The sequence below is a fragment of the Jeotgalibacillus marinus genome, from assembly GCF_040801915.1.
Classification (GTDB): domain Bacteria; phylum Bacillota; class Bacilli; order Bacillales; family Jeotgalibacillaceae; genus Jeotgalibacillus; species Jeotgalibacillus marinus.
The window spans coordinates 20,267-42,121 of record NZ_JBFMIA010000001.1; the positions used below are offsets into that span (position 1 = coordinate 20,267).

Genomic DNA, 21,855 nt, shown 5'->3' on the forward strand with positions numbered 1-21,855 from the left:
CAACTCATCTTTATAGTGGTCCAGAGATACCTTGCTTACGAATCATGATAAAGTGAGCTGCCATAAGACCAAGAAGAGCTCCAGGCAAGAAAAATACATGAATCGCGTAGAATCGTGTTAGTGTTTGAGCACCTAAAATATCAGGATCCCCCGCAAGTAATACTCTGATCTGCTCTCCGATAAACGGTGTTGCAGCAGCAATTTCAATTCCTACCTTCGTAGCAAATAGTGCTTTCATGTCCCAAGGTAGTAAGTACCCTGTGAAGCCTAGACCTAACATGACGAAGAAAATTAGTACGCCAACTACCCAGTTTAATTCACGTGGTTTTTTATAAGATCCTGTGAAAAACACACGTAGCGTATGTAGGAACATCATAACAATTACTAAACTAGCTCCCCAATGGTGCATACCACGTACGATTACACCGAAAGCTACTTCATTTTGAAGATAATAAACTGAACTCCAAGCGTTTTCAATATCCGGAACATAGTACATTGTTAAGAACATGCCGGAAAGAATTTGGATGACCGTAACAAAGAAAGTCAGTCCACCAAAGCAGTAAACAAACGCTGAAAAGTGGTGAGCAGGATTCACATGCTCCGGCACTTCATGGTCAGCGATGTCTCGCCACATTGGCGTAATGTCTAATCGTTCGTCCACCCAATCATAAATCTTATTAAGCACCAATTACGCCCCCTCTACTTGACAATCTTGTTTGGTACAACCTTACCTAATTGTAAAATCCCATCAACCACTTTATACTCGAACATGTCTAAAGGTCCGGTCGGTGGTGTACCTGGAACATTTTTACCGGATTTTTCATATAATCCGCCGTGGCATGGGCAGTAGAATTGGTTAGGATCACTTGGGTTTCCTTCCCAGTTAACGGTACAACCCAAATGCTTACATGTAGGTTCTAGCGCAACAATTTCTCCCGCTTCGTCTAAGTAAACCCAAGCTGTATGTGTTACATCTGACGTATACCATGCATCCTTTTGCTCGAAACTAAAGTCAACACGATCTGGTACATTTGTTAATTCATCAACACTCTTACCAGTCGCTATAAAGTCCCCTCCAGCTTCAGCTGTAAGAACTGGATCAATAGCAAAACGCACCATCGGCATGAGCATTCCTGCCGCCATGAAACCGCCTACACCCGTAAGCGTGTAATTTAAAAATTGACGACGTGAAACACGTTGATTACCCATATTTTTTCCCCCCTCTATCTTCAGGTCAGTCCATCAGACAATTTTCGCACAAATATATAACTAGGACATATTCATGATATATCAATAGTTTATAGAGGTCAATAATGCGTTGAAGCTTTTCATTTCAACAATGTGACGTTTTTTTGAACGTTATGCATTCTGCCATTTTTGGACGATGATTTTTACAAGTTGATTCACCTGATCATCGACAATTTTCTGCTTATATTTTTCATCCATGTGTTCTAACGGGATGGATGGCATCCATAGAAGGCTTGCATGAAAATCTTGTTCAACTTCTTTCCACATTGGATCTGATGTTAAGCATACAACATGTTCAAATTCTTGATTTTTCAATTCATTACACCAATTTTGCAGTTTCCTCACTTTATCTTCTTTTTTCTCAATGTTCATGTACGTAAAGGGTGGAATCAGCATCATTCGACCTTTAAATTGTTTTTCGAGGAGTGTTGTCAGCAAAGTGATAAATTCTGCTTGTTCCGCTTCTTGTTTAGTATTACCCGAAAAGCTGATTGGTAACAATGGAACAATAACAGTATCGATATATGCTTTTTCTTGTATGTACATCCCCACTTCTTTAGCATTCCACAACATAGTTTTTTCATTCTCCTTTCTAATTCATCTTTCATATTAGCACAAAAAAAAGGTGATCGAATACGATCACCTTTTTTGTCCCCTACATTATCAATACATTTTTTAATTCCTCAGTCAACTTCGTAAACTTTTCATGGTCTTGAGCGTCAAGTGCGCGATCAATTTCATCGAGGAGCTTTTGTCGTTTAAACGTGACAATACTTTCTTTTAAAAACTGCTCTGCAACAATTCGGTCCTTCTCCGTTATACGTAGATATTTCGGCATATAAGGATTCTCCTCCATGACCGCCGCATACTGATGAGTAGCATGGGAAGCATGGAAATTAAGTTGAATAAAAATATCTTCCTCTCGATGCAGTCGAATATCGTGGAATGATTTCTCTGCATCTGTCGTCATAATATTTCCTTTATAAAAGCGAAAGGCTACATCATCTACGCATTGTGTTGACATGACAATTCCGCGAGGGCAATATTGAGCTTCCTCAACAAAATGCAGGTTTTCCATTAACTGATCGTGACTCATCAAGTAATTTAAAATCCATACAGACTCTCGTCTCTTAAGCTGATAATGGTTTAAAAACCAACGGATGAAATCCTTTTTTTCATGTACAGATACTGGTGCCGCCATGCGTTTCCCCCCTCTACTCATAGTCAGTAGTATGGCAGTAGATTACAGTTCCTCAAGTCTTTCAAGTCGCTCTAACCAGTCCTGATTTGTAGGATCTTTTTTTACAAGCTTATCGTAAATGGAGCGTGCTTCTTTTGACCGACCTTCTTCTAAAAGAAAAGTACCATAATCCTCAAGAAAATCTATATGATCATTATATACCACATATGCTTGGCTATATTCATTCGAAGCTTTGTCATACTCCTCAAGCCATTCATATGCTTTTGCAGCATCCCAGTGAAACTGCGGATCGCTTTCTCCAGCTTCTTCAATGTGCGCAATTAACTCGATAATATCGTCTGCACGCTCTTGCTGTATCAGCAATCGATTCATAACTAAGGCTGCTTCTAAATAGTTCGGATCAATCGCAATGGCTTCTCTTAAATGAGATTCTGCAGCTTTTACATTGCCTTGTTTTAGTGATATTTTCCCTACAAATAGAAATAACTCTTTATTAAAAGGATCTGCTTTCAATCCAGATTGTGCGGTTTCAATGGCGTCGTCAAGCTGTTCTTCATGCTCATATGCTCTTGCAAGAAGCATGTACGCCGAATGATATTCAGGATCCATTTCAACGAGCTCTGACAGTGTTTCAATTGCCGTTACGAAATGAGCTGCTTGGAATGCCGTAAATCCATAACCAAATAATGTGTTGACGTCACGATTATTTTCCAGCGCTATTTCATAATAGGGGAGTGATTCTTCAAATGCACCACCCGCACTATAACATTCGCCTAAACGTTGATTCAATTGCACACCAGCTACTTCTTCATAGTCTGCCTTCATCACTTCTTTATAATGACGAATCGCCTCTAGAAAGCGCCCTTGTTCGTTGTACAGCTCCGCTAAGGCAAAATGAATAATTGGTTCATCTGGGAGTTTTTTATTAGCGAGTAAAAGCTTACTTTCACTCACTTCGTATAACCCTTGCATTTGATAAAGATCCGCTGATAATAATAATGCACGCGGGAAAAATTCATCTTTTTCATCAATCTGATCTAATTGAAGAATGGCTGCTTCTATGTCGTCCATCTCAACAAGTGTCTCGGCAAGAAGAACGTTTAATTCACCCTCTTCAGGATAAGAAAAGATGAGTAACTCGAATAATTCTTTTGCTTGTTCTAAAAAGCCAAGCTGGAAAAGTTCCTCAGCAAGTTGGAATTTTTCATCATCCGTCCCCGCTTCTTTCACTACGGAAAATTCTTTCATTCCTTTTGTTAAATTTCCTTCATGTAATGCATGGATCATACTTTTTGCAGCATCCACTATTTTGTCCCTCATTTCATCCTGTTTAACTCTATCTCCTACATCCTAAAAAACATCTGGCCAATTAGCAACTTTTTCTTACCGGATTCTCTTAGGGGTACTAATTCGATAAAGCCATCGAAAACTCCTTTTAATCAAGAAAAAAAGTAAACGATGTCCTTCGACACCGTTCACTTTCTAGAGAATAACTGATTCTAAATCTGAAAAAAATTGTGGATAAGACACACCAATGGCTTCAACGCCTTCGATTGTGACCACTTCATCTGTTAATAGGGCCGCCACCGCTAACATCATACCAATTCTGTGGTCCCCTCTTGAATCCACTTGCCCACCGTGAAGCTTTGTCGGCCCATGGATAAGTAGTCCATCATCAGTTGGTTCAATATTTGCTCCGAGTTTAGCTAATTCACCCGCTACAGCATCAATTCGATTTGTCTCTTTTACTTTAAGTTCTTCTGCATCTTTAATCACGGTCGTACCTTGCGCTTGAGTTGCTAAAAGTGCAATGATTGGAATTTCGTCGATAAGCCTTGGAATAAGCGCACCACCGATTTGGGTTGCTGTGAGCTCTTTTTCACTTATCGTTACTTTCCCAAGTGGCTCTCCTTGTGTTGACTCTTTCTCAACTACAACATCCGCACCCATGTTAAGTAGTACATCGATGATTCCTGTACGTGTTGGATTTAATCCGACGTGATGTAACAACAGCTTGCTTTTTTTCACAACAGCCCCTGCAACTAAAAAGAAGGCAGCTGAAGAAATATCACCTGGAACATCAATCGTCTGTCCAACAAATGATTGACTACCTTTAACATAGATTTCGTTCCCGCTTCGCTCAATCGTGCCGCCAAACTGTTTAATCATTTGCTCCGTATGGTCTCTTGTTTTTTCAGGCTCAACGATTGTGGTTACTCCTTCTGTGTGGAGCCCAGCAAAGATAAGGGCTGATTTCAACTGTGCGCTTGCATACGGGAGCGTGTAATGGATGTTCGATAATGTGCCACCTCGAACGGCAAGAGGTGTATATTGACTATCTTCTCGACCATCAATAGCTGCACCCATTTTACGTAGGGGATCGGTTACCCGCTTCATTGGTCGCTTTGCAATGGATTCATCCCCAATAATGACTGTATGAAAAGGCAGACCAGCTAAAATTCCGAGGAGCAAGCGAGTCGTTGTACCCGAGTTGCCAACGTTAAGAATTTCTTCAGGTTCGCGCAATCCTTCAAATCCTTTTCCATGTATAACAATTGTATCACCATTTTCTTCTATGGTGACACCCATTTTTCTGAAGCAATCGATCGTGCTAAGACAATCATCACCCTTTAAAAATCCTGTAACGGTTGTCGTTCCATTCGCAAGTGCTCCAAACATGACCGAACGATGAGAAATCGATTTGTCGCCTGGCACACGAATGTTTCCACTTAATTTTACATCCTTATAATCTAGGGTTTTGATCATTGTCTTCTCCTCTCAGTTAAACAGTGAACACTTCATATGATGTGGTTGAGGTGATACATGATTCTCCACGACGCCTGTCCTCTTCCGTTTGAAAGCTAATGGCTAAGACACCATTGATATCTTGTCTTGTTTCCATAATTCGAATATTTACAATGCTAATTCCTTGCTTAGCTAGTAGCCCTGTAATTTCAGAAATTACACCAGGATAATCAGGGATATCAACAAACAAATCATAAAATGAAGGAATTGCACCTTTTTGTAGAATCGGCATATTATCGCGAAATTGCTTTGCCTCATCAAAATAGTGATACATTGCATCTGCATCTCCTTGATTAAGCAACTCAATTACTTGATTCATCTCACCTTGCCACTGGCGAAGCAATTCCTTTAAAATATCGGTGTTGTGCATCGTGATATCCCGCCACATCGTGGGATCGGAAGATGCGATACGAGAAAGATCTCTAAAGCCTCCTGCAGCTAATCGTGAAATGAGTGGTTGAGTTGAATGAACCTTTTTCACCTGATGGACGAGTGAGGACGCAATAATGTGAGGAAAATGACTCACCATCCCAGTGATTTCATCGTGTTCTTGTGGGTCAACAACAAAGAACTTAGCTTTGGTCCCTACCAGCCAACTCTTTAACCTATCAACATCTCGTTCATGTACATTTTTCCCTGGTGTAAGTAAGTAGAAGGCATTTTCAAATAAAATAACTTTTGACGCCGCCACACCACTTTTATGAGAACCAGCCATTGGATGGCCACCTATAAATGTGTAACCTTTGTCATAAAATAACTGAGCTTTATTCATAATTCGTTTTTTGGTACTACCAACATCTGACACAATTGTATGCGGACTTAAAGACCATGCAGATAGTTTTTCAATAAGCTGTTCTGTTTGAAAAACAGGTGTACAAAGAAAGACAACGTCTGCACCTTCTACTTCTTGTTGTAAGTTCTTAGATTCTTGTGTAATTGTATTCATTGCTTTTGCTAAACGCATTTCTTTTTCTTGAACGTCATACCCAATTACAGTTGCTTTTGGGTTACCTTTCAAGATGGAAAGTCCAAGCGACCCCCCGATTAGTCCTAAACCAATGATGACAACGGTCCCTTCCATAACACCACACCTTTTACTGCTGAAGTATGCCTCTTAATGCATGAATAAGTTGCTCGTTTTGTTCCTTTGAACCAATCGATATACGTAAAGAAGTTGGAAATCCTAGCCCTTTACCACTTCTGACAATAAAGCCATGCTCCATTAATGCCTGAAATAATTCATCACCATCACGATCAAAATCTATTAAGATAAAGTTTCCTTGTGATGGAAAATAATCGACACTCATTTCTTCACAAAATTGGTAGTACTGCTCAAGTCCTTGTCGATTGGCTTTTTTAGACGATTCAATAAATGATTGATCACTCAAGGCAGTATCAGCCGCCACTTGACCGAGTACACTCGTGTTGAATGGTGCTCTCACAGGCTCAATCGCTTGAATGATTGACTCAGAAGCCATGCCATATCCAACACGGAAACCAGCTAAGCCGTAGGCTTTTGAAAAGGTACGCAGCACGACAACATTAGAGTAGTCATGAATCAATGAAATCGCATCGTAGTAATCTTCTGCTTGAACATATTCGTGATACGCTTCATCAAGAACGATTAACACATGCGGTGGTATGTTATTCAGGAAACTTCGTAAATCTTCATTATTAATATAGCTTCCTGTTGGATTGTTTGGACTGCATACCCATACGATTGTGGTATCTTCATTTACTGCTTCAGCCATTTTCGTTAAATCATGCGCACCATCAATTAGAGGTATTTCAATTACTTCTGCTCCCTCGATAATGGCATTATGTTTATATTGAGGGAATGATGGTGCTGGCATTACCGTGTTTTTCCCTGGCTCTAATAAGGCACGTGAAATAATTTGAATCACTTCATCTGACCCGTTACCTAAAATAAATTGCTCTGGCTGTAACGAATATAGTTCGGACAACGAGTGTCGTAATTTAGTTGCATATCCATCGGGATAAATGGCATGGTTCACTCCATTCTCTTTAAACCATTCATCAATTTTCGGTGAATAGCCAAAAGGGTTTTCATTGGAAGCGAGTTTTACGATTTCACTCAGCCCAAATTCTTTTTTCACTTCATCTGTTTGTTTACCCGGTTTATAAGGAACTAAATTTGTCACTTGTGCCTTTATATTCATCGTGATCATCCTATCCGTCTCTTTAAATTAGTTATTTTATCGTATTCTCACTCACCAAGTCTGGTCTCAAACGAACGGCCTCTTTTTGGTAAACGTGATGAATGTCTTTTTGCTCGGTTGACGTGTTGACATGGAGCATTAAGCGAATACAAAGTGGAAGACCACCCTCAACTGGAATTTCTTGCATACACATGACAGGAACGTATTTCCAACCGTCAAAACGTCTGATTGCTTTTGCCGGAAAGGTTGATGTTAAATCGTGCGTAACTGAAATAAAAAGAGAAATGACTGCTTCTGGTTTAACATCATTTTCTTTTATCAATTGCTGTAAAAGACTTTCTGTGGCAGAAAGAATCAACTCTTCTTTATCCGTAGTTACTGTCGTTGCCCCTCGTATCCCTCGAATCATTGTATCTCTCCTTACATTTTTCGTATGATATGATCGATTTCTTTCAGTTGTTCAATGGTAACTTTCTGTAGAGATGGAATACCAATTGACTTTAAAATAACCAATCGAATTTCTTGTGCAATCGTCTTTTTATCTTTTAACATGAGCGTAGCAAGCTCATCAAATGATGCATCATCTGGAGGGCTCACCTCATAGCCTAATTTTTTGACCCAGTTGATAAATGAGTGAATATTAAAAGGTATATTGTTCAATTCTTTGCTTATGAGAAGGGCGTATATAATTCCTACCATAACCGCTTCACCATGGGACCATTTTCCATATCCAGCCCAGGCTTCAATGGCATGACCATATGTATGTCCAAAATTCAAGTAAGCTCGTATACCAAGCTCTCTCTCATCTTGCTCAACAATCGAAGCTTTAATTTCAATTCCCCTTTTGAGACAACGAGATAAGTAAGTTGGATCAATCTCTTCAAGAGTATTGATCGATTGCATAAGTTCCACTAGAAATGAATCATCTGCAATCATTGCATGTTTGATTACTTCTGTGAAGCCTGATCGAATTTCGCATGCAGGAAGGGTTTTTAAAAAATCAATATCATAAATGACTGCAGTTGGTTGGTGAAAGCTTCCAACCATATTTTTACCTAATGGATGATTAATTGCTACCTTGCCACCAACAGCGCTATCGTGCGCTAAAATGGTCGTAGGGAGTTGGATGAAACGTATGCCTCTCATATAGGTTGCAGCAACAAACCCAGCGAGGTCTCCTGTCGCACCGCCACCACAAGCAATAATAAGCGATTGTCGATCTAGGCCAGCATTAAGTGCAGCCCCCAAAACTTCTTGATAAACCTCGAATGTTTTTACTTTTTCACCTGCAGGCAGTACATGCCAAAAAATGCGCTTATGCTTCGGTGCAAAAGCTTTTATTATCGATTCAAACTTTTCATACACCGTTTCATCAATAAGATAAAAAACGGACGTTACAGATGGACTTAATGCATCGACAACTTGAGGAAGTGTGCCAATCGCTCCCTCTCCAAGGACGACTTCATAGGTGACGTCTTTAGTCTTGACTTGAACTGTTTCCATTTAAAATTCCTTTGTGTATGCTCGGTAGTGATTGATGGATTCTTGCAAATGATCCATTCGATCACTCTCGAATTGGTCCAATACTGCAGTAGCAATTTCCCATGCTACTGCTGCTTCGGCAACAACAGCTGCTGCTGGCACAGCACAGCTATCTGATCGTTCGATGCTCGCAGTAAATGGTTCTTTCGTTTCAATATCAACACTTTCTAATGGCTTATACAATGTAGGAATCGGTTTCATTACACCACGTACAACAATAGGCATTCCAGTGGTCATGCCACCTTCAAAGCCACCTAAACGATTTGTTTTTCGTGTGTAGCCATTTTCTTCAGACCATGCGATTTCATCGTGGACCTGACTTCCATATCGTTTAGCCATTTCAAATCCTAATCCGAACTCAACACCTTTAAACGCATTGATACTCATTATAGCACCAGCGATCTTCGCGTCTAGCTTGCGATCATAATGAACATAGCTTCCTACACCAGCTGGCATACCTTCAACAACAACTTCTACAACACCACCGATTGAATCTCCATTTTTCTTTGCTTGATCAATGGCTTCCTTCATTTTCTCTGATCCTTCAGCATCAACGCATCTCACTTCACTTTGTTCTGAACGTGATTTTATCTCTTCAACCGTTGTAATTCCGTCAGTGTTGGCCACAACGCCACCAATTTCTTTTACATGGCAAGTGATGGTTATGCCGAGGTCTGATAATAATTTTTGCGCAACTCCTCCTGCTGCTACACGCACGGTTGTTTCACGAGCGGATGAACGTTCTAATACATTTCGCATATCACGATGCCCATATTTAATGCCACCATTAAGATCTGCGTGCCCTGGACGAGGTCTTGATACTTTTCTTTTTACTTCATCTGCTGCTTCATCATCAAGCGCTTCGGCACCCATTATTTTTGTCCAGTGTGTCCAATCCTTATTTTCAACAACAAGCGCGATCGGCGAGCCTAACGTTCTGCCATGGCGAACACCACTTAGAATCTGCGCTTGGTCTTTTTCGATTTGCATTCTTCTTCCCCGACCGTAGCCTTTTTGCCTACGTGCCAGATGCTTATTTATATCCTCAGAGGCAAGTGATAAGCCAGCTGGTAATCCCTCAATAATCGTTGTTAATTGAGGTCCATGTGATTCTCCTGCAGTTAAATATCTCATAACACTTTCTCCCTTCAACTCGCTAAAGTAATTTGGATACACTATAACACACTTTTTAACCTTAATGTAGTCAATTTTTTTACTTTTCTAGCTTAAAATAAAAGACAGGAACGGTTAGCCTATCTTTTAAGAACTACTACTTAGTTTTCGATAAAAAAACGTATCCACCGATTCAAGTTCATACTTAGATGGATTAAATATGTGCTCAGTACTGCCAACAAATAAGATTCCACCATGTCTTAACGACTCGCTAAATTTTCGATAAAGTTTATCTTTTGCTTCTTCAGTAAAATAAATCATGACATTTCGGCATACGATTAAGTCAAATTGTTTGTCGAAAAGATCATTTAACAAATTCTGCTGTCGAAAATCCACCAATCGCTTGATCTCGTCTGACACCTTATAAAAAACACCTTGGTCAGTAAAAAATTCCCTGCGCACTACAGGAGGGATTTCGGCAAGTGCACGTTCTCCGTACAAACCAATTTTTGCTTTATCAATTGCATTTTGATCTATATCGGTTGCAAGAATCGAAACTTGAGATGACCGAACAAGTTGGGAAAGAACCATAGCCAGTGAATATGGCTCTTCACCAGTTGAACATGCTGCGCTCCAAACTTTTAATTTTTTATTTTCTTTCAGGAGCACTGGAAGAATTTTGTGCTGAAGAACTTCCCAGCGTTTTTCATTTCGATAAAACTCCGAGACGTTAATCGTCATTCTATCTAAAAATTCTTCAAGCAGTGCTTCATTTTTACTCAGTGATTCAAAAAATTCCATAAATGATGTAAATCCTTTTTTTTCGTATAATGATGTGAGCCGTCTTTTCATTTGTGCTTCTTTATACAACGACAAATCAATACCCGTTTTGCGATTTATAAAATGGATAAATTTATAATAATCATTTGACATTGCTTTAATCCCCTGCCTATGTAGAAACAACTTATATATACAGTATAGAAAATTCTAGTACCTGATTCCATCGATTTTTGAGTATTATATCAAACTATAAAAAAAAAGCACCTTAAAGGCGCTTTTTAGTAGATCCACTGTTCAACTGGCTTGTCATATGAAATGACTGTATCGTCGCCGAAGAATAATTTCATTTCGCGCTCAGCACTTTCAAGAGAATCAGAGCCGTGAATAATATTTTTCCCAACGATAAGTCCAAGGTCACCACGAATTGTTCCAAGTGCTGCTTCGCTTGGTTTTGTGGCTCCCATCATGTGACGAGCAGTTTTTACAACATCTTCACCTTCCCAGATCATTGCGAAAACAGGGCCAGATGTAATAAAATCAACAAGTTCTCCAAAAAATGGACGCTCTGCGTGCTCACCATAATGTTCTTTTGCAAGGTCTTCAGAAATAACCATAAGCTTAGCTGCAACTAATTTAAATCCTTTTTTTTCAAAACGATTGACAACGTCTCCGATAAGACCACGTTGCACACCATCAGGTTTAACCATTAAAAATGTTTTTTCCAATGCCAATCCCTCCAATTATGTATGATGAGTCTGATGCGACCCTATAAAAGGTTAACACTCATCGAACACTTTGGCAACGTTTTCATTCTGATTTAATACTTTCTTTTCCCAATGAAAAGAGCAATGTCACGGAGCGATTTTTTCGCGCGTGAAGGAGGTAGTCCATCCAACTCATGTAAAGCCTTTTTTAAATATCGCTGACTGAGCTCAGAGGATTTTTTAATTGCATTTGTTTGTAGAATATCCGTAATCAGCATAGCCATATCATTCGTGGGCATATCCTCATGTACATGTTTTATACGATCCGCCAGATCAGGCTCTTTAAGCGCGTATAAAACAGGCAACGTTACATTGCCTTGAAGAAGATCTCCCCCAGCTGGTTTTCCAAGCTTATCTTCAGTGGAAGTGAAGTCTAGAATGTCATCTGTTATTTGATAAGCCATTCCAACGTAATAGCCAAATCGATACAGTCGCTCATGAATGTCTGGACTTACTTTACCAGCTACAGCACCTAATTGACAGCTTACTGCAATCAGCAAAGCAGTCTTACGTCGAATACGTCGTAAGTAATCTCGTAACGTCTGATCAAAACGGTATTTATCTTGTATCTGAGCAATTTCGCCTATACAAAGTTCAACGATTGAATTGGATAAAATTTTATGAGCAATAGGTTGCTCAATAATCGTCATGTAATCCAGCGCACGAGCAAACATATAATCCCCTGTATACATCGCCACCTGGTTATCCCACTCTGCTTTAATTGTTGTTCTTCCTCGTCGTAATTCTGCATTGTCAATCACATCATCATGCACTAGTGAAGCCATATGAATCAGCTCAAGAGCAACCCCAACATTTTTAATAACATGGATATCATACTCACCTGTTTTTGCTGCTAATAATACAAATACAGGTCGAATACGCTTACCACCGGCTTGCAACAAATGAAGGGATGCCTCTTTTAATAAGGTTGTGTCGGAATCGATCGCAAGGTTCAATTCCTTTTCAATTTCTTCGATATCCGTTTTTAAAAAAGAATAAAGCATTTTGAGTTTCATTCCATTTCCACCTAGCTACCCATTTTTTATCTCGATTATGCCCTTTTATAACCGATGTGCATGGCTGCAACACCACCACTAAATGGTTTATATTCTACGGAACCAAATCCCGCCTGGTTAAATAAATGCGCAAGCTCTTTCATGCCAGGAAAATCTTTTGCAGACTCTTGTAACCAAGAATATTCTTTAAAGCTTTTAGCAAAAAGCTTACCAAACAAAGGCATAACATATTTAAAATAAACATAAAATCCTTGTCTGAAAATTGGCATCGTTGGTTGGGAGGTTTCTAGACAAACTGCCATTCCTCCAGGTTTCAATACTCGGTTCATTTCCTTTAACACTTGTAGGTAATCTGGAACGTTTCGGAGTCCAAAACCAATGGTTACATAATCAAAACTATTATCTTCGTAGGGAAGTTCCATTGCATTGCCATGCACTAAAGAGATTTGAGGATAGGACTGAACTTTGTCCTGCCCCACTTTCAGCATATTTTTACTGAAGTCAAGCCCGATTACTTGCCCATCTGGACCAGTGGCATGAGCAAGAGCAATCGTCCAATCTGCCGTTCCACAGCAGACATCTAATGCTTTCGACCCTTTTTGTACATTCATTTTTTTCATTATTTCTTTTCTCCACTTTACATGTTGCTGGAAACTTATTACAGAATTCATCTTGTCATATTGACCGTGTATTTTTTCGAAAACATGATGAACACGCTGTTCTTTTGACGGTTGCATTGCTACCCTTCCTCTGCATAAATTTTAGGACGCTCAGAAGATGACTGTAAGACAGAAGATATGGATCCACTAAGTGTTTCAAGAGGAATCGATAACTTTGACAACTTATGAACAATCTGCTCCTTCTTTTGGTCAACAAGTCCTTGATACGATCTCCAGAGCTGTTGCTCTCTTACTTGTGAAGACGCGTTTAATGGAAGTTCATTGTTTAAAAAAGCAAACAATATGGCTGGTTCATTTTTTAAGTAACACTCTTTTTCTCTAACTAATCGATTGAGAACTAAAACATCTTCTGCAAGCGTAATAAATTGCTTGAACCCTTGATGCTTGAATAATTGTGTAATTATGGCACTTTCAATTTTCATTAAACTATAAATAAAATCTTCCTTAGATGAAAAAGAGCGTAATGTAAGTTCGATTTTGTGTTCGTTAATTTCTTGAATCGCATGTGCAATACACCTGATTAATGCTACGTCGGGAATTTTCGCAAGAATACGATAATACAAACCACTGTAGTAATCCCCTGCAAGAACAGTAAGTTGTCTTACTCGTAAAAGATCCTTTTGTTCTTTTGACACTAGTTCATGAGTATCGAGTGCCGTTTGAATTAAAGTAGCAGAAGTAACGTATGAGCGATCAAGTTCTGTATAGCTCCCGTTTATTTGGAAAGGAAAAATGAGCAAAGAAAGACGATCTTCATCGATAATCGGTGCTCCAATGGATTGATGAAGATAACTATGATGAATTTGATCTTTTATATGCTGAAGGGTATCTTCTATCCAACGATTATTGTCATTTATCTTCATCGCTTTCTCCCCATTTCCGACGTACACTTTAAAACTGCTAAATAATAGCTCAGTTACTCTTTTTTAAAAGTTTTAGTATGCACTTAAGTTTTTACTCGAGTGAGCCTCATTAATATGTATTCAATCGTTTCGCACGTTTGATTATAACACATAGCCCAGTCTGTTGCTATTGGACTATACTTTACTGCTATGGAAATTACCTGTTCGGTGGTAGCGATATAAATTACACGCTCCTCGTCGCCTTCCGCTTCTAGCTTCTCGAGGTCATAGAAGACAGTCTTGTGGGCTAAGAGAGCGTTTAGCCAAAAAAATCAGCAAGAGAGAGATAGCTGTAACCTCTTTCTTGCCGACCGGTTTACGTACTCTCAAGTCCAATGATTTTAACACAGTAAAATTATTTTTTTGAGTCGCTTTCAATTTCACCATTGCTAGTCAAGATCGATGCCTTGCCTCGAATCTTAACCGCAGATGTGTGATCCGTAAACTGAGCAATCATGACTTCACCTTTATCAAGTTTTTCTGAATGATGAAACTTAGTATTTGATCCTCTAGTTAACCCGATTACGTTGACCCCATCTTCAAGTGCTTTAATGCTAATAAAATCTTTATTCGTTGACATCGAATCGATCCCTTCTTAAATAGGCTACTAACTAGGTTGTTTTCATCAATGTCAGAACTTCGTTACGTCGGACAGAATCCGTTTCAAATACACCTCTAGCAGCAGTAGTCATTGTCATTGCACCAGGTTTCCTCACTCCACGCATTGTCATGCACATATGTTCAGCTTCAACAATAACCATCGCGCCATGGGGAGCAAGCATGTCCATGATCGCATCCACAACCGTTGACGTTATACGCTCTTGTAGCTGCGGTCTGCGAGCTGTCGCTTCAACTGCTCGTGCCAACTTACTTAACCCTGTCACTTTTCCATCTTTCGGTAGATAGGCAACGTGTGCCTTTCCGTAAAAAGGAACTAGATGATGTTCACACATTGAATAGAATGAGATATCTTTTACAAAAACAAGTTCTTCATGGTCTTCATTAAAAATGGTTTTAAAATATTCTTTAGGATTTATGTGAAGTCCCTCAAACATCTCTTCATACATTTTTGCTACACGCTTAGGCGTGTCAAGTAGTCCTTCACGAGTTGGGTCTTCTCCTACCGCCTCTAAAAGAAGACGAATAGCTTGTTCTATTTGTGGACGATTTACTTTGTTTTTAGTAGTTTGATCATTTGTGTAATCTATGTCTTTACGTTTTGTTTGATCCATGTGCAGGTCCTCCTAGGCTTGCTTATCAATTCTAATTGAATTCTCTTCATATTAGCATACGGATAATGCCTTCGCAAAGCATAGCGTTTAGAGAACACGGAAAGATGTGTTTGGTAGTTCCGTTTTTCCACATAAAAAGACCGCACGCATGTGCGGTCTTTTCATCTAACGCTAAAGGTATGTATTTATTTCACAGCATCCTTAAGCGCTTTACCTGGTTTGAACGCAGGAACCTTGCTCGCTGCAATCTCGATTTCTTGACCTGTTTGAGGATTGCGACCTTTACGAGCTGCACGCTCACGTACTTCAAAGTTACCAAAGCCAATAAGTTGGACTTTGTCACCTTTAGCAAGAGCACCCTGAACCGTATCAAATACCGTATCAACAGCTTTTGTTGCATCCTTTTTAGAAAGCTCAGCTGTCTCTGCTACTGCGTTGATGAGTTCTGTCTTGTTCACATCAATCACCTCCTCCCAAAGTAAATCGTTTCATGGGCAAGTTTCATTACATTAGTCACATAATTTAGAGCATTAGAAGTGATTTCTTTAACAAGAATCACAGTAAAGCCCATAGAATCAATGTTCAAGATCAATTCTGTTAAAAGATTATCATATAAAAAATACTTAGGCAAGAATAATTCAATAATTATTGGGAATCTCTTCATGTTTCCCTAATTTCCCGAAAAAAAAACGTAAAAAGACAGTCTATTTTTACATAGACTGTTTTTTACCACGATGTAAATATTAACAATTCCTTAAAGGATAATTGCAATCATCCCTCCAGAACCCTCGTTAATCACACGTTCAAGCGTCTCTTTTAATTTATAACGTGCATTCTCTGGCATAATGGAAAGTTTAGCTTGAATCCCATCACTTACGAGTGAACTTAAGCTTCTACCAAAAATATCCGAACTCCAAATAGATAATGGATCGTCCTCAAAATCCTGCATTAAATATTCAACGAGCTCCTCACTTTGCTTTTCTGTCCCGATAATCGGTGAAAATTCAGATTCAACATCTACTTTAATCATGTGAATGGAAGGAGCAACAGCTTTTAAACGGACACCGTAACGAGGACCTTGTCGAATAATTTCTGGCTCATCTAAACTCATGTCTGACATCACAGGCGGGGCAATCCCATAACCTGTTTGACGAACCATTGTAAGCGCATCTGCAAATTGATCGTATTCTTCTTTCGCGTGAGAATAATCTTGAATTAGTTGGAGGAACTGATCCTTCGTTGCTACTCTTTCTCCAATCATTTCATGTAGAATTTCTTCAAATAAATGATCACCTGCTCGTAAATCAATATTCGCGACCCCTTGCCCCATGTTCATCCCAGCCAAGCTAGCTTCTTGAACATGCTCAAATTCTTCAAATTGACGAACGACTCGGTCCACATCACGTAATCGTTTTATATCATGGACCACTTCTGTGACTGCTTCTTGGAAGTGCTCTCTTAGCCAATGTCTATCCTCCAACACCATCACCCAGCTAGGTAAATTCACATTCACCTCAAGCACCGGAAATTCATAGAGAGCCTCACGTAAAATCATAAGGACATCTGATTCTCTCATGCTTTCAACACTCATCGCAATGACAGGAATATCATACTTTACTTGAAGCTCTTTGCGTAGTTGATCTGTTTCAGTTTGATGTGGCCTTGCACTATTCATCACCATGATAAAAGGCTTTCCAACCTCGTTTAGTTCGGATACGATTCGTTCTTCAGCTTCAACGTAACTTTCTCTAGGAATGTCTCCAATCGTGCCATCAGTTGTCATCAATACACCGATCGTTGAATGATCTTGGATTACTTTCCGTGTTCCAACCTCAGCAGCCTCATGAAACGGAATAGGCTCTTCATACCACGGTGTATGAACCATGCGAGGGCCATATTCATCTTCATGTCCTTGTGCTCCAGGTATCGTGTATCCTACACAGTCAACCATACGAATGTTTACTTCAAGTCCATCAACAACTTGAATTCGAGCTGCCTGATTAGGAACAAATTTCGGTTCGGTTGTCATAATCGTACGTCCTGCAGCGCTTTGAGGTAATTCATCCTGTGCTCTGCTTCGTTCAGCCTCATTCGTTATATGAGGGACGACTGCGAGCTCCATCATTTTTTTGATGAAAGTCGATTTCCCAGTGCGCACTGCTCCCACTACACCAATATAAATATCCCCACCCGTTCGTTCAGCTATATGTTCAAACACATTTTGTTTCTCCATTAAAGCGCCCCCTCTTTTCGAACATTCTTCGCATAATTAGTGTATGAGGACATGCATTTTTCAGAACAAAAAAACAGTCTTTTTCGTTCAATTTGCATAATGAACGAAAAAGACTGTTTTAAGATGGGTTAGAATAAATGATTTTATTTTCTTCATTTACTGCATAAGGAAAAGAGTATGCAGGTACAAACATCGAACCATTAAGTAAGATAGAACGAATGTCTTCATCGCTCTGTTCAAGTGTTAACTCTTGTTCTTGAGCAATTTGGTAAAGATCAGTAATATAATCTACGTAGATCGTTCCATCACCACTTGCAACAAGCGGTAATTCCTTATTTGTAAAAGGACTTAGTACCATCGGATCCTCTTTATAACCGAGTTTTTCATAATTGATGGTAAACACATTGTCGCCGAGTGCCTCTTTAAACGGAACACCCTGATTTGCTTGAATTCGAACATTAAGCGTTCTGATCGTCTCAGCAATTCTCAAATCAAATATCCGAACTGTAGGATCTTCTTCAACATTGGTTAACGTGTATTGAAAAACTCCTCCATTCTCATATGCATTTCCAGGAAGTTGTTTTAAATATCGCGGCTTTAATTTTGAATAATCAATTAAATATTTTTGATAGATAGGAGTATCTTCTTCCACTGTTCTTATTGGCAACAGTCCTCCAGACTCTTCTTGGAATTGATCAATTGCTTGTTGAACAGTTGCGATCTGATCTTCATATGGTAGTTCATTTTCAGATTTTTGTTGAGCTGGGTACATACATCCTGTTAGCAACAATACAGTGCAGATAATAGCAAGTATAGCACTATACTTTTTCATGAAGGCACTCTCCTTGTCAAACGCTTCTATAATGTGGGTCCGCTAAAAACGACAAAGATCATTATTAGACCAGCTAAAATCATTAACACATATGCAATTAACGCCGTAATGAACTTTATAAATTTATTCGAGATTTTATATCGACTAAAATAGATCGTGATGATTGCAAAAAACATAAACCCCATCGATCCAAACGAGATCCACATTTTTGTTAAAGATGACATTCTTGACCGCTCCTCCACTTACCAATAATCTTAGTTATCATTAAGTCTTTTAATTTAAATTATAGCATAGCCACCCAGCGCAAGAGGTTTTTTGAAAATCGTTCGTAAAACGTTCATAATTTGCTCGTTCAGCCCCTGACAAATAAAAAACTGAGAGCTAATTGCCCTCAGTTTCTTATTTGTTCTCCTAAAATATCTACCAGGCCTTCCATTTCATGCGTTTTCATTCGTGACATTAATTGATCAACTGCTTCTTTTGGATCCACATCATCAAATAATATACAATGAAGCGCTTGTACGATCGGCATCGAGACTTTATGTTTTCGAGCTAATTGGTAGGCAGCTTTTGTGGTACGCACACCTTCAACAACCATTCCCATCGTCTCCAGAACTTCATCAAGATTCTTCCCTTTACCAAGCATGTTTCCTGCTCGCCAGTTTCGAGAGTGAACGCTTGTACACGTAACAATCAAATCACCAACACCTGTTAATCCGGAAAAAGTTAAAGGATTAGCTCCTAGCGTTGTTCCTAAACGAGCAATTTCTGCAAGACCCCGTGTGATTAACGCAGCTTTTGCATTATCACCATAACCAAGACCGTCCGAAATTCCGGCAGCAAGTGCGATGATATTTTTTAACGCTCCACCGATTTCCACTCCAATTACATCAGAATTAGTATACACCCGAAAGTGTTGGTTCATAAATAAGTCTTGAACAAATTGCGACGCGTTCAGTTGATCAGATGCAGCAGTCACAGTTGTCGGATGTCGTTTTACAACTTCTTCTGCATGACTTGGACCTGACAATACAACCATGCTTTTCATTGTTTTTTCAGAAAGTGTTTGTTGCAAGATTTCAGAAATTCGCAGATGTGAATCTGGCTCAATCCCTTTACTTACATGAACGATAACCTTCGGCTCTTTACAAACCTTTTCGATGTTTTGTGCTACTTCACGAATCGCTTTAGAAGGAACTGCAAAAACGATAGTCGAAACTCCTTCAATTGCTTTTTCAAGCTCGTAGTATGCCTTTACAGAGGCAGGTAGATCTGTATCCGGTAAATATCTCTCGTTACGGTTTGTATCGTTAATTAAAGCCATTTGGTCTTTGTTATGAGTCCATAAGTTCACATCATGACCGTTATCACCTAGCACTAACGCAAGAGCAGTTCCCCAGCTTCCTGCACCTATTACAGCTACACGTTGATTTGTCTCCATTGTTATACTCCTTTCGTTTAAAGAAGGTCGTTAATCACTATTACTTACGAGCTCTAGCGATTAAGCGAATTGGTGTGCCTTCAAACCCAAAGGCTTCTCGAATTCTATTTTCTAAAAATCGTTCGTACGAAAAGTGCATCAATTCAGGTTCATTTACAAAAATCACAAAAGTTGGAGGCTTAACAGCTACTTGAGTAGCATAGAAAATTTTCAATCGTTTCCCGTGATCTGTAGGTGTTGGGTTCATAGCAACAGCATCCATCACAACCTCGTTTAAAACGCTTGATTGTACACGCATTGAATGGTTTTCACTTGCCATATTGATGACAGGAAGTAAGGTATGAATTCGTTTTTTTGTTAAGGCAGATAAGAACACGACCGGTGCATAATCCAAGAATTGAAAATGGTCACGTAATTTTTTTTCAAAACGATCCATTGTTTTATCATCTTTATCAACAGCATCCCATTTATTTACGACCATAATCACCGCTCGTCCTGCATCATGAGCGTATCCTGCAATTTTTTTATCTTGGTCGATTATTCCTTCTTCTGCATCAATGACAACAAGAACAACGTCGGAACGTTCAATCGCTCGAAGCGCACGCAACACACTATACTTCTCTGTTGTTTCATACACCTTACCTTTTTTCCTCATTCCTGCAGTATCAATAATCACATATTCTTGGCTGTCGTATTTATAAGGTGAATCAATTGCGTCTCGTGTCGTTCCTGCAATGTCACTTACAATTACACGGTCTTCACCAAGAAGTGCATTTACAAGAGAAGATTTCCCGACATTTGGTCGACCTATTAAAGAAAACTTAATTACTTCATCGCCGTACTTAACTTCATCTTGGGGTTTAAAGCTTTTCGTTACTGCATCAAGCATCTCACCAAGACCAAGACCATGAGAACCAGAAATTGGATATGGTTCCCCAAAACCTAAAGAATAAAAATCATAAATTTGATTTTTCATATCAGGATTGTCCACTTTATTAACAGCTAGTACAATCGGTTTACTCGAGCGAAATAAAATTTTCGCAACTTGTTCATCAGCTGACGTAACGCCTTCACGACCATTTGTCATAAAGATTATTACATCTGCTTCATCGATCGCGATCTCAGCTTGTTGGCGAATTTGCTCTAGAAATGGTTCGTCACCAATTTCAATTCCACCTGTATCTATAATATTAAAATCGTGCGTTAACCACTCTGCAGAGCTATAAATACGGTCTCTAGTGATACCTGGAATATCTTCAACGATGGAAATTCTTTCTCCAACAATTCTGTTAAAAATAGTTGACTTCCCTACATTAGGACGTCCAACTATTGCAACGACTGGCTTTGCCATGACGTTCACCCTTTCTCTCTGTCCAACTTATCTATAGTATATATCAAATCGTACGTTTCCACGTAACACAACCATAAAAAGACAGCAAGTTGATCCTATCTTTTTCTAAAACGACTCGCATAATTGTATCAATAAATATACAGAAAAACAATCGGCAATCAAGGAAGAACGGAACAGTGAGCTTAACACAACGAAAGAGCAAGTGGCTCGTACACCCAAGATGATCATTAATTCAGTTTATGACATCTAGAGACTCTCGACACTGAATTGGACGAAGATTAAAGTCAAGTTCCCAGGCTTTTTATCCGTGTCCGTTCTAAACCGAAACAAAAAACGCTAATTACCGCTTTAACCAGCAGTAATTAGCGTTTTTCATGGCAACTTCATTTTTCTTGAAAATTGATCAGGTTTTTCATTGTTGACAAAAGGCGAACTTAAATTAAGTTCGCCTTTTGTCAGCATAGAGTCAGAAACCACTAATCGCACTATTTGGTCAGTTTTGACGGATAACAAAGCAACTTCAAATCCCTCTTCA

Annotated in this window: 25 protein-coding genes; all 25 read right to left on the reverse strand. The window is 39.2% G+C overall.

Features of this window, described 5'->3' with window-relative positions:
* Window positions 1-10 precede the first annotated feature (10 nt).
* The 25 genes from qcrB to der all read right to left on the reverse strand — a co-directional run bounded on the left by qcrB (window position 11) and on the right by der (window position 21,320).
* Window positions 11-685, reverse strand: a complete 675-nt coding sequence (gene qcrB, locus AB1471_RS00120; protein WP_367777485.1) for a menaquinol-cytochrome c reductase cytochrome b subunit — start codon at window positions 683-685, stop codon at window positions 11-13.
* A 14-nt stretch (window positions 686-699) separates the two neighbouring features.
* Window positions 700-1,209 carry a Rieske (2Fe-2S) protein gene (locus tag AB1471_RS00125; protein WP_367777486.1) on the reverse strand — a complete coding sequence of 170 codons (510 nt, stop codon included), beginning with the start codon at window positions 1,207-1,209 and terminating at the stop codon, window positions 700-702.
* 150 nt (window positions 1,210-1,359) lie between these two features.
* A complete protein-coding gene (locus tag AB1471_RS00130; protein ID WP_367777487.1) occupies window positions 1,360-1,821 on the reverse strand; it encodes a YpiF family protein in 462 nt (153 codons plus the stop codon).
* An 82-nt stretch (window positions 1,822-1,903) separates the two neighbouring features.
* Window positions 1,904-2,449 (reverse strand): ReoY family proteolytic degradation factor, encoded by a 546-nt coding sequence (locus tag AB1471_RS00135; protein ID WP_367777488.1) that lies wholly within the window; start codon window positions 2,447-2,449, stop codon window positions 1,904-1,906.
* Window positions 2,450-2,491: 42 nt separating this feature from the next.
* Window positions 2,492-3,754, reverse strand: coding sequence for a tetratricopeptide repeat protein (locus AB1471_RS00140; RefSeq protein WP_367777489.1), 1,263 nt, complete (start codon window positions 3,752-3,754; stop codon window positions 2,492-2,494).
* Window positions 3,755-3,931: 177 nt separating this feature from the next.
* Entirely contained in the window at window positions 3,932-5,215 is a 1,284-nt protein-coding gene (gene aroA, locus AB1471_RS00145; protein ID WP_367777490.1) for a 3-phosphoshikimate 1-carboxyvinyltransferase, read from the reverse strand.
* 16 nt (window positions 5,216-5,231) lie between these two features.
* The gene (locus tag AB1471_RS00150) at window positions 5,232-6,335 is read right to left on the reverse strand and encodes a prephenate dehydrogenase (RefSeq protein WP_367777491.1); all 1,104 of its coding nucleotides are present in this window, start codon (window positions 6,333-6,335) and stop codon (window positions 5,232-5,234) included.
* A gap of 13 nt (window positions 6,336-6,348) precedes the next feature.
* Entirely contained in the window at window positions 6,349-7,434 is a 1,086-nt protein-coding gene (gene hisC / locus AB1471_RS00155; RefSeq protein WP_367777492.1) for a histidinol-phosphate transaminase, read from the reverse strand.
* Between the two features lie 31 nt (window positions 7,435-7,465).
* Complete coding sequence (gene aroH, locus AB1471_RS00160; protein ID WP_367777493.1) at window positions 7,466-7,843, reverse strand: chorismate mutase; 378 nt, start codon at window positions 7,841-7,843, stop codon at window positions 7,466-7,468.
* Window positions 7,844-7,854: 11 nt separating this feature from the next.
* On the reverse strand, window positions 7,855-8,937 hold the full coding sequence (aroB, locus tag AB1471_RS00165) for a 3-dehydroquinate synthase (RefSeq protein WP_367777494.1): 1,083 nt from the start codon (window positions 8,935-8,937) through the stop codon (window positions 7,855-7,857).
* A complete protein-coding gene (gene aroC / locus AB1471_RS00170; protein ID WP_367777495.1) occupies window positions 8,938-10,110 on the reverse strand; it encodes a chorismate synthase in 1,173 nt (390 codons plus the stop codon).
* A gap of 126 nt (window positions 10,111-10,236) precedes the next feature.
* Window positions 10,237-11,022: a CheR family methyltransferase gene (locus tag AB1471_RS00175; RefSeq protein WP_367777496.1), complete on the reverse strand. Its 786-nt coding sequence runs from the start codon at window positions 11,020-11,022 to the stop codon at window positions 10,237-10,239.
* 125 nt (window positions 11,023-11,147) lie between these two features.
* Complete coding sequence (gene ndk / locus AB1471_RS00180) at window positions 11,148-11,594, reverse strand: nucleoside-diphosphate kinase (RefSeq protein WP_367777497.1); 447 nt, start codon at window positions 11,592-11,594, stop codon at window positions 11,148-11,150.
* Between the two features lie 92 nt (window positions 11,595-11,686).
* Window positions 11,687-12,649, reverse strand: coding sequence for a heptaprenyl diphosphate synthase component II (gene hepT, locus AB1471_RS00185; protein WP_367777498.1), 963 nt, complete (start codon window positions 12,647-12,649; stop codon window positions 11,687-11,689).
* A gap of 35 nt (window positions 12,650-12,684) precedes the next feature.
* A complete protein-coding gene (locus AB1471_RS00190) occupies window positions 12,685-13,386 on the reverse strand; it encodes a demethylmenaquinone methyltransferase (protein ID WP_367777499.1) in 702 nt (233 codons plus the stop codon).
* 2 nt (window positions 13,387-13,388) lie between these two features.
* Window positions 13,389-14,192 (reverse strand): heptaprenyl diphosphate synthase component 1, encoded by an 804-nt coding sequence (locus tag AB1471_RS00195; protein WP_367777500.1) that lies wholly within the window; start codon window positions 14,190-14,192, stop codon window positions 13,389-13,391.
* A 394-nt stretch (window positions 14,193-14,586) separates the two neighbouring features.
* Window positions 14,587-14,811, reverse strand: a complete 225-nt coding sequence (mtrB, locus tag AB1471_RS00200; RefSeq protein ID WP_367777501.1) for a trp RNA-binding attenuation protein MtrB — start codon at window positions 14,809-14,811, stop codon at window positions 14,587-14,589.
* 31 nt (window positions 14,812-14,842) lie between these two features.
* Complete coding sequence (folE, locus tag AB1471_RS00205; RefSeq protein ID WP_367777502.1) at window positions 14,843-15,463, reverse strand: GTP cyclohydrolase I FolE; 621 nt, start codon at window positions 15,461-15,463, stop codon at window positions 14,843-14,845.
* A gap of 185 nt (window positions 15,464-15,648) precedes the next feature.
* Window positions 15,649-15,921, reverse strand: a complete 273-nt coding sequence (locus AB1471_RS00210; RefSeq protein ID WP_367777503.1) for an HU family DNA-binding protein — start codon at window positions 15,919-15,921, stop codon at window positions 15,649-15,651.
* A gap of 5 nt (window positions 15,922-15,926) precedes the next feature.
* Window positions 15,927-16,127: a hypothetical protein gene (locus AB1471_RS00215; protein ID WP_367777504.1), complete on the reverse strand. Its 201-nt coding sequence runs from the start codon at window positions 16,125-16,127 to the stop codon at window positions 15,927-15,929.
* 90 nt (window positions 16,128-16,217) lie between these two features.
* Window positions 16,218-17,696, reverse strand: coding sequence for a stage IV sporulation protein A (gene spoIVA, locus AB1471_RS00220; protein WP_367777505.1), 1,479 nt, complete (start codon window positions 17,694-17,696; stop codon window positions 16,218-16,220).
* 118 nt (window positions 17,697-17,814) lie between these two features.
* A complete protein-coding gene (locus tag AB1471_RS00225) occupies window positions 17,815-18,528 on the reverse strand; it encodes a YphF family lipoprotein (RefSeq protein ID WP_367777506.1) in 714 nt (237 codons plus the stop codon).
* A 26-nt stretch (window positions 18,529-18,554) separates the two neighbouring features.
* Window positions 18,555-18,752, reverse strand: coding sequence for a DUF2768 domain-containing protein (locus AB1471_RS00230; protein WP_367777507.1), 198 nt, complete (start codon window positions 18,750-18,752; stop codon window positions 18,555-18,557).
* 167 nt (window positions 18,753-18,919) lie between these two features.
* Entirely contained in the window at window positions 18,920-19,969 is a 1,050-nt protein-coding gene (locus AB1471_RS00235) for an NAD(P)H-dependent glycerol-3-phosphate dehydrogenase (RefSeq protein WP_367777508.1), read from the reverse strand.
* A 40-nt stretch (window positions 19,970-20,009) separates the two neighbouring features.
* On the reverse strand, window positions 20,010-21,320 hold the full coding sequence (gene der, locus AB1471_RS00240; protein WP_367777509.1) for a ribosome biogenesis GTPase Der: 1,311 nt from the start codon (window positions 21,318-21,320) through the stop codon (window positions 20,010-20,012).
* Between the last annotated feature and the right edge of the window lie 535 nt (window positions 21,321-21,855).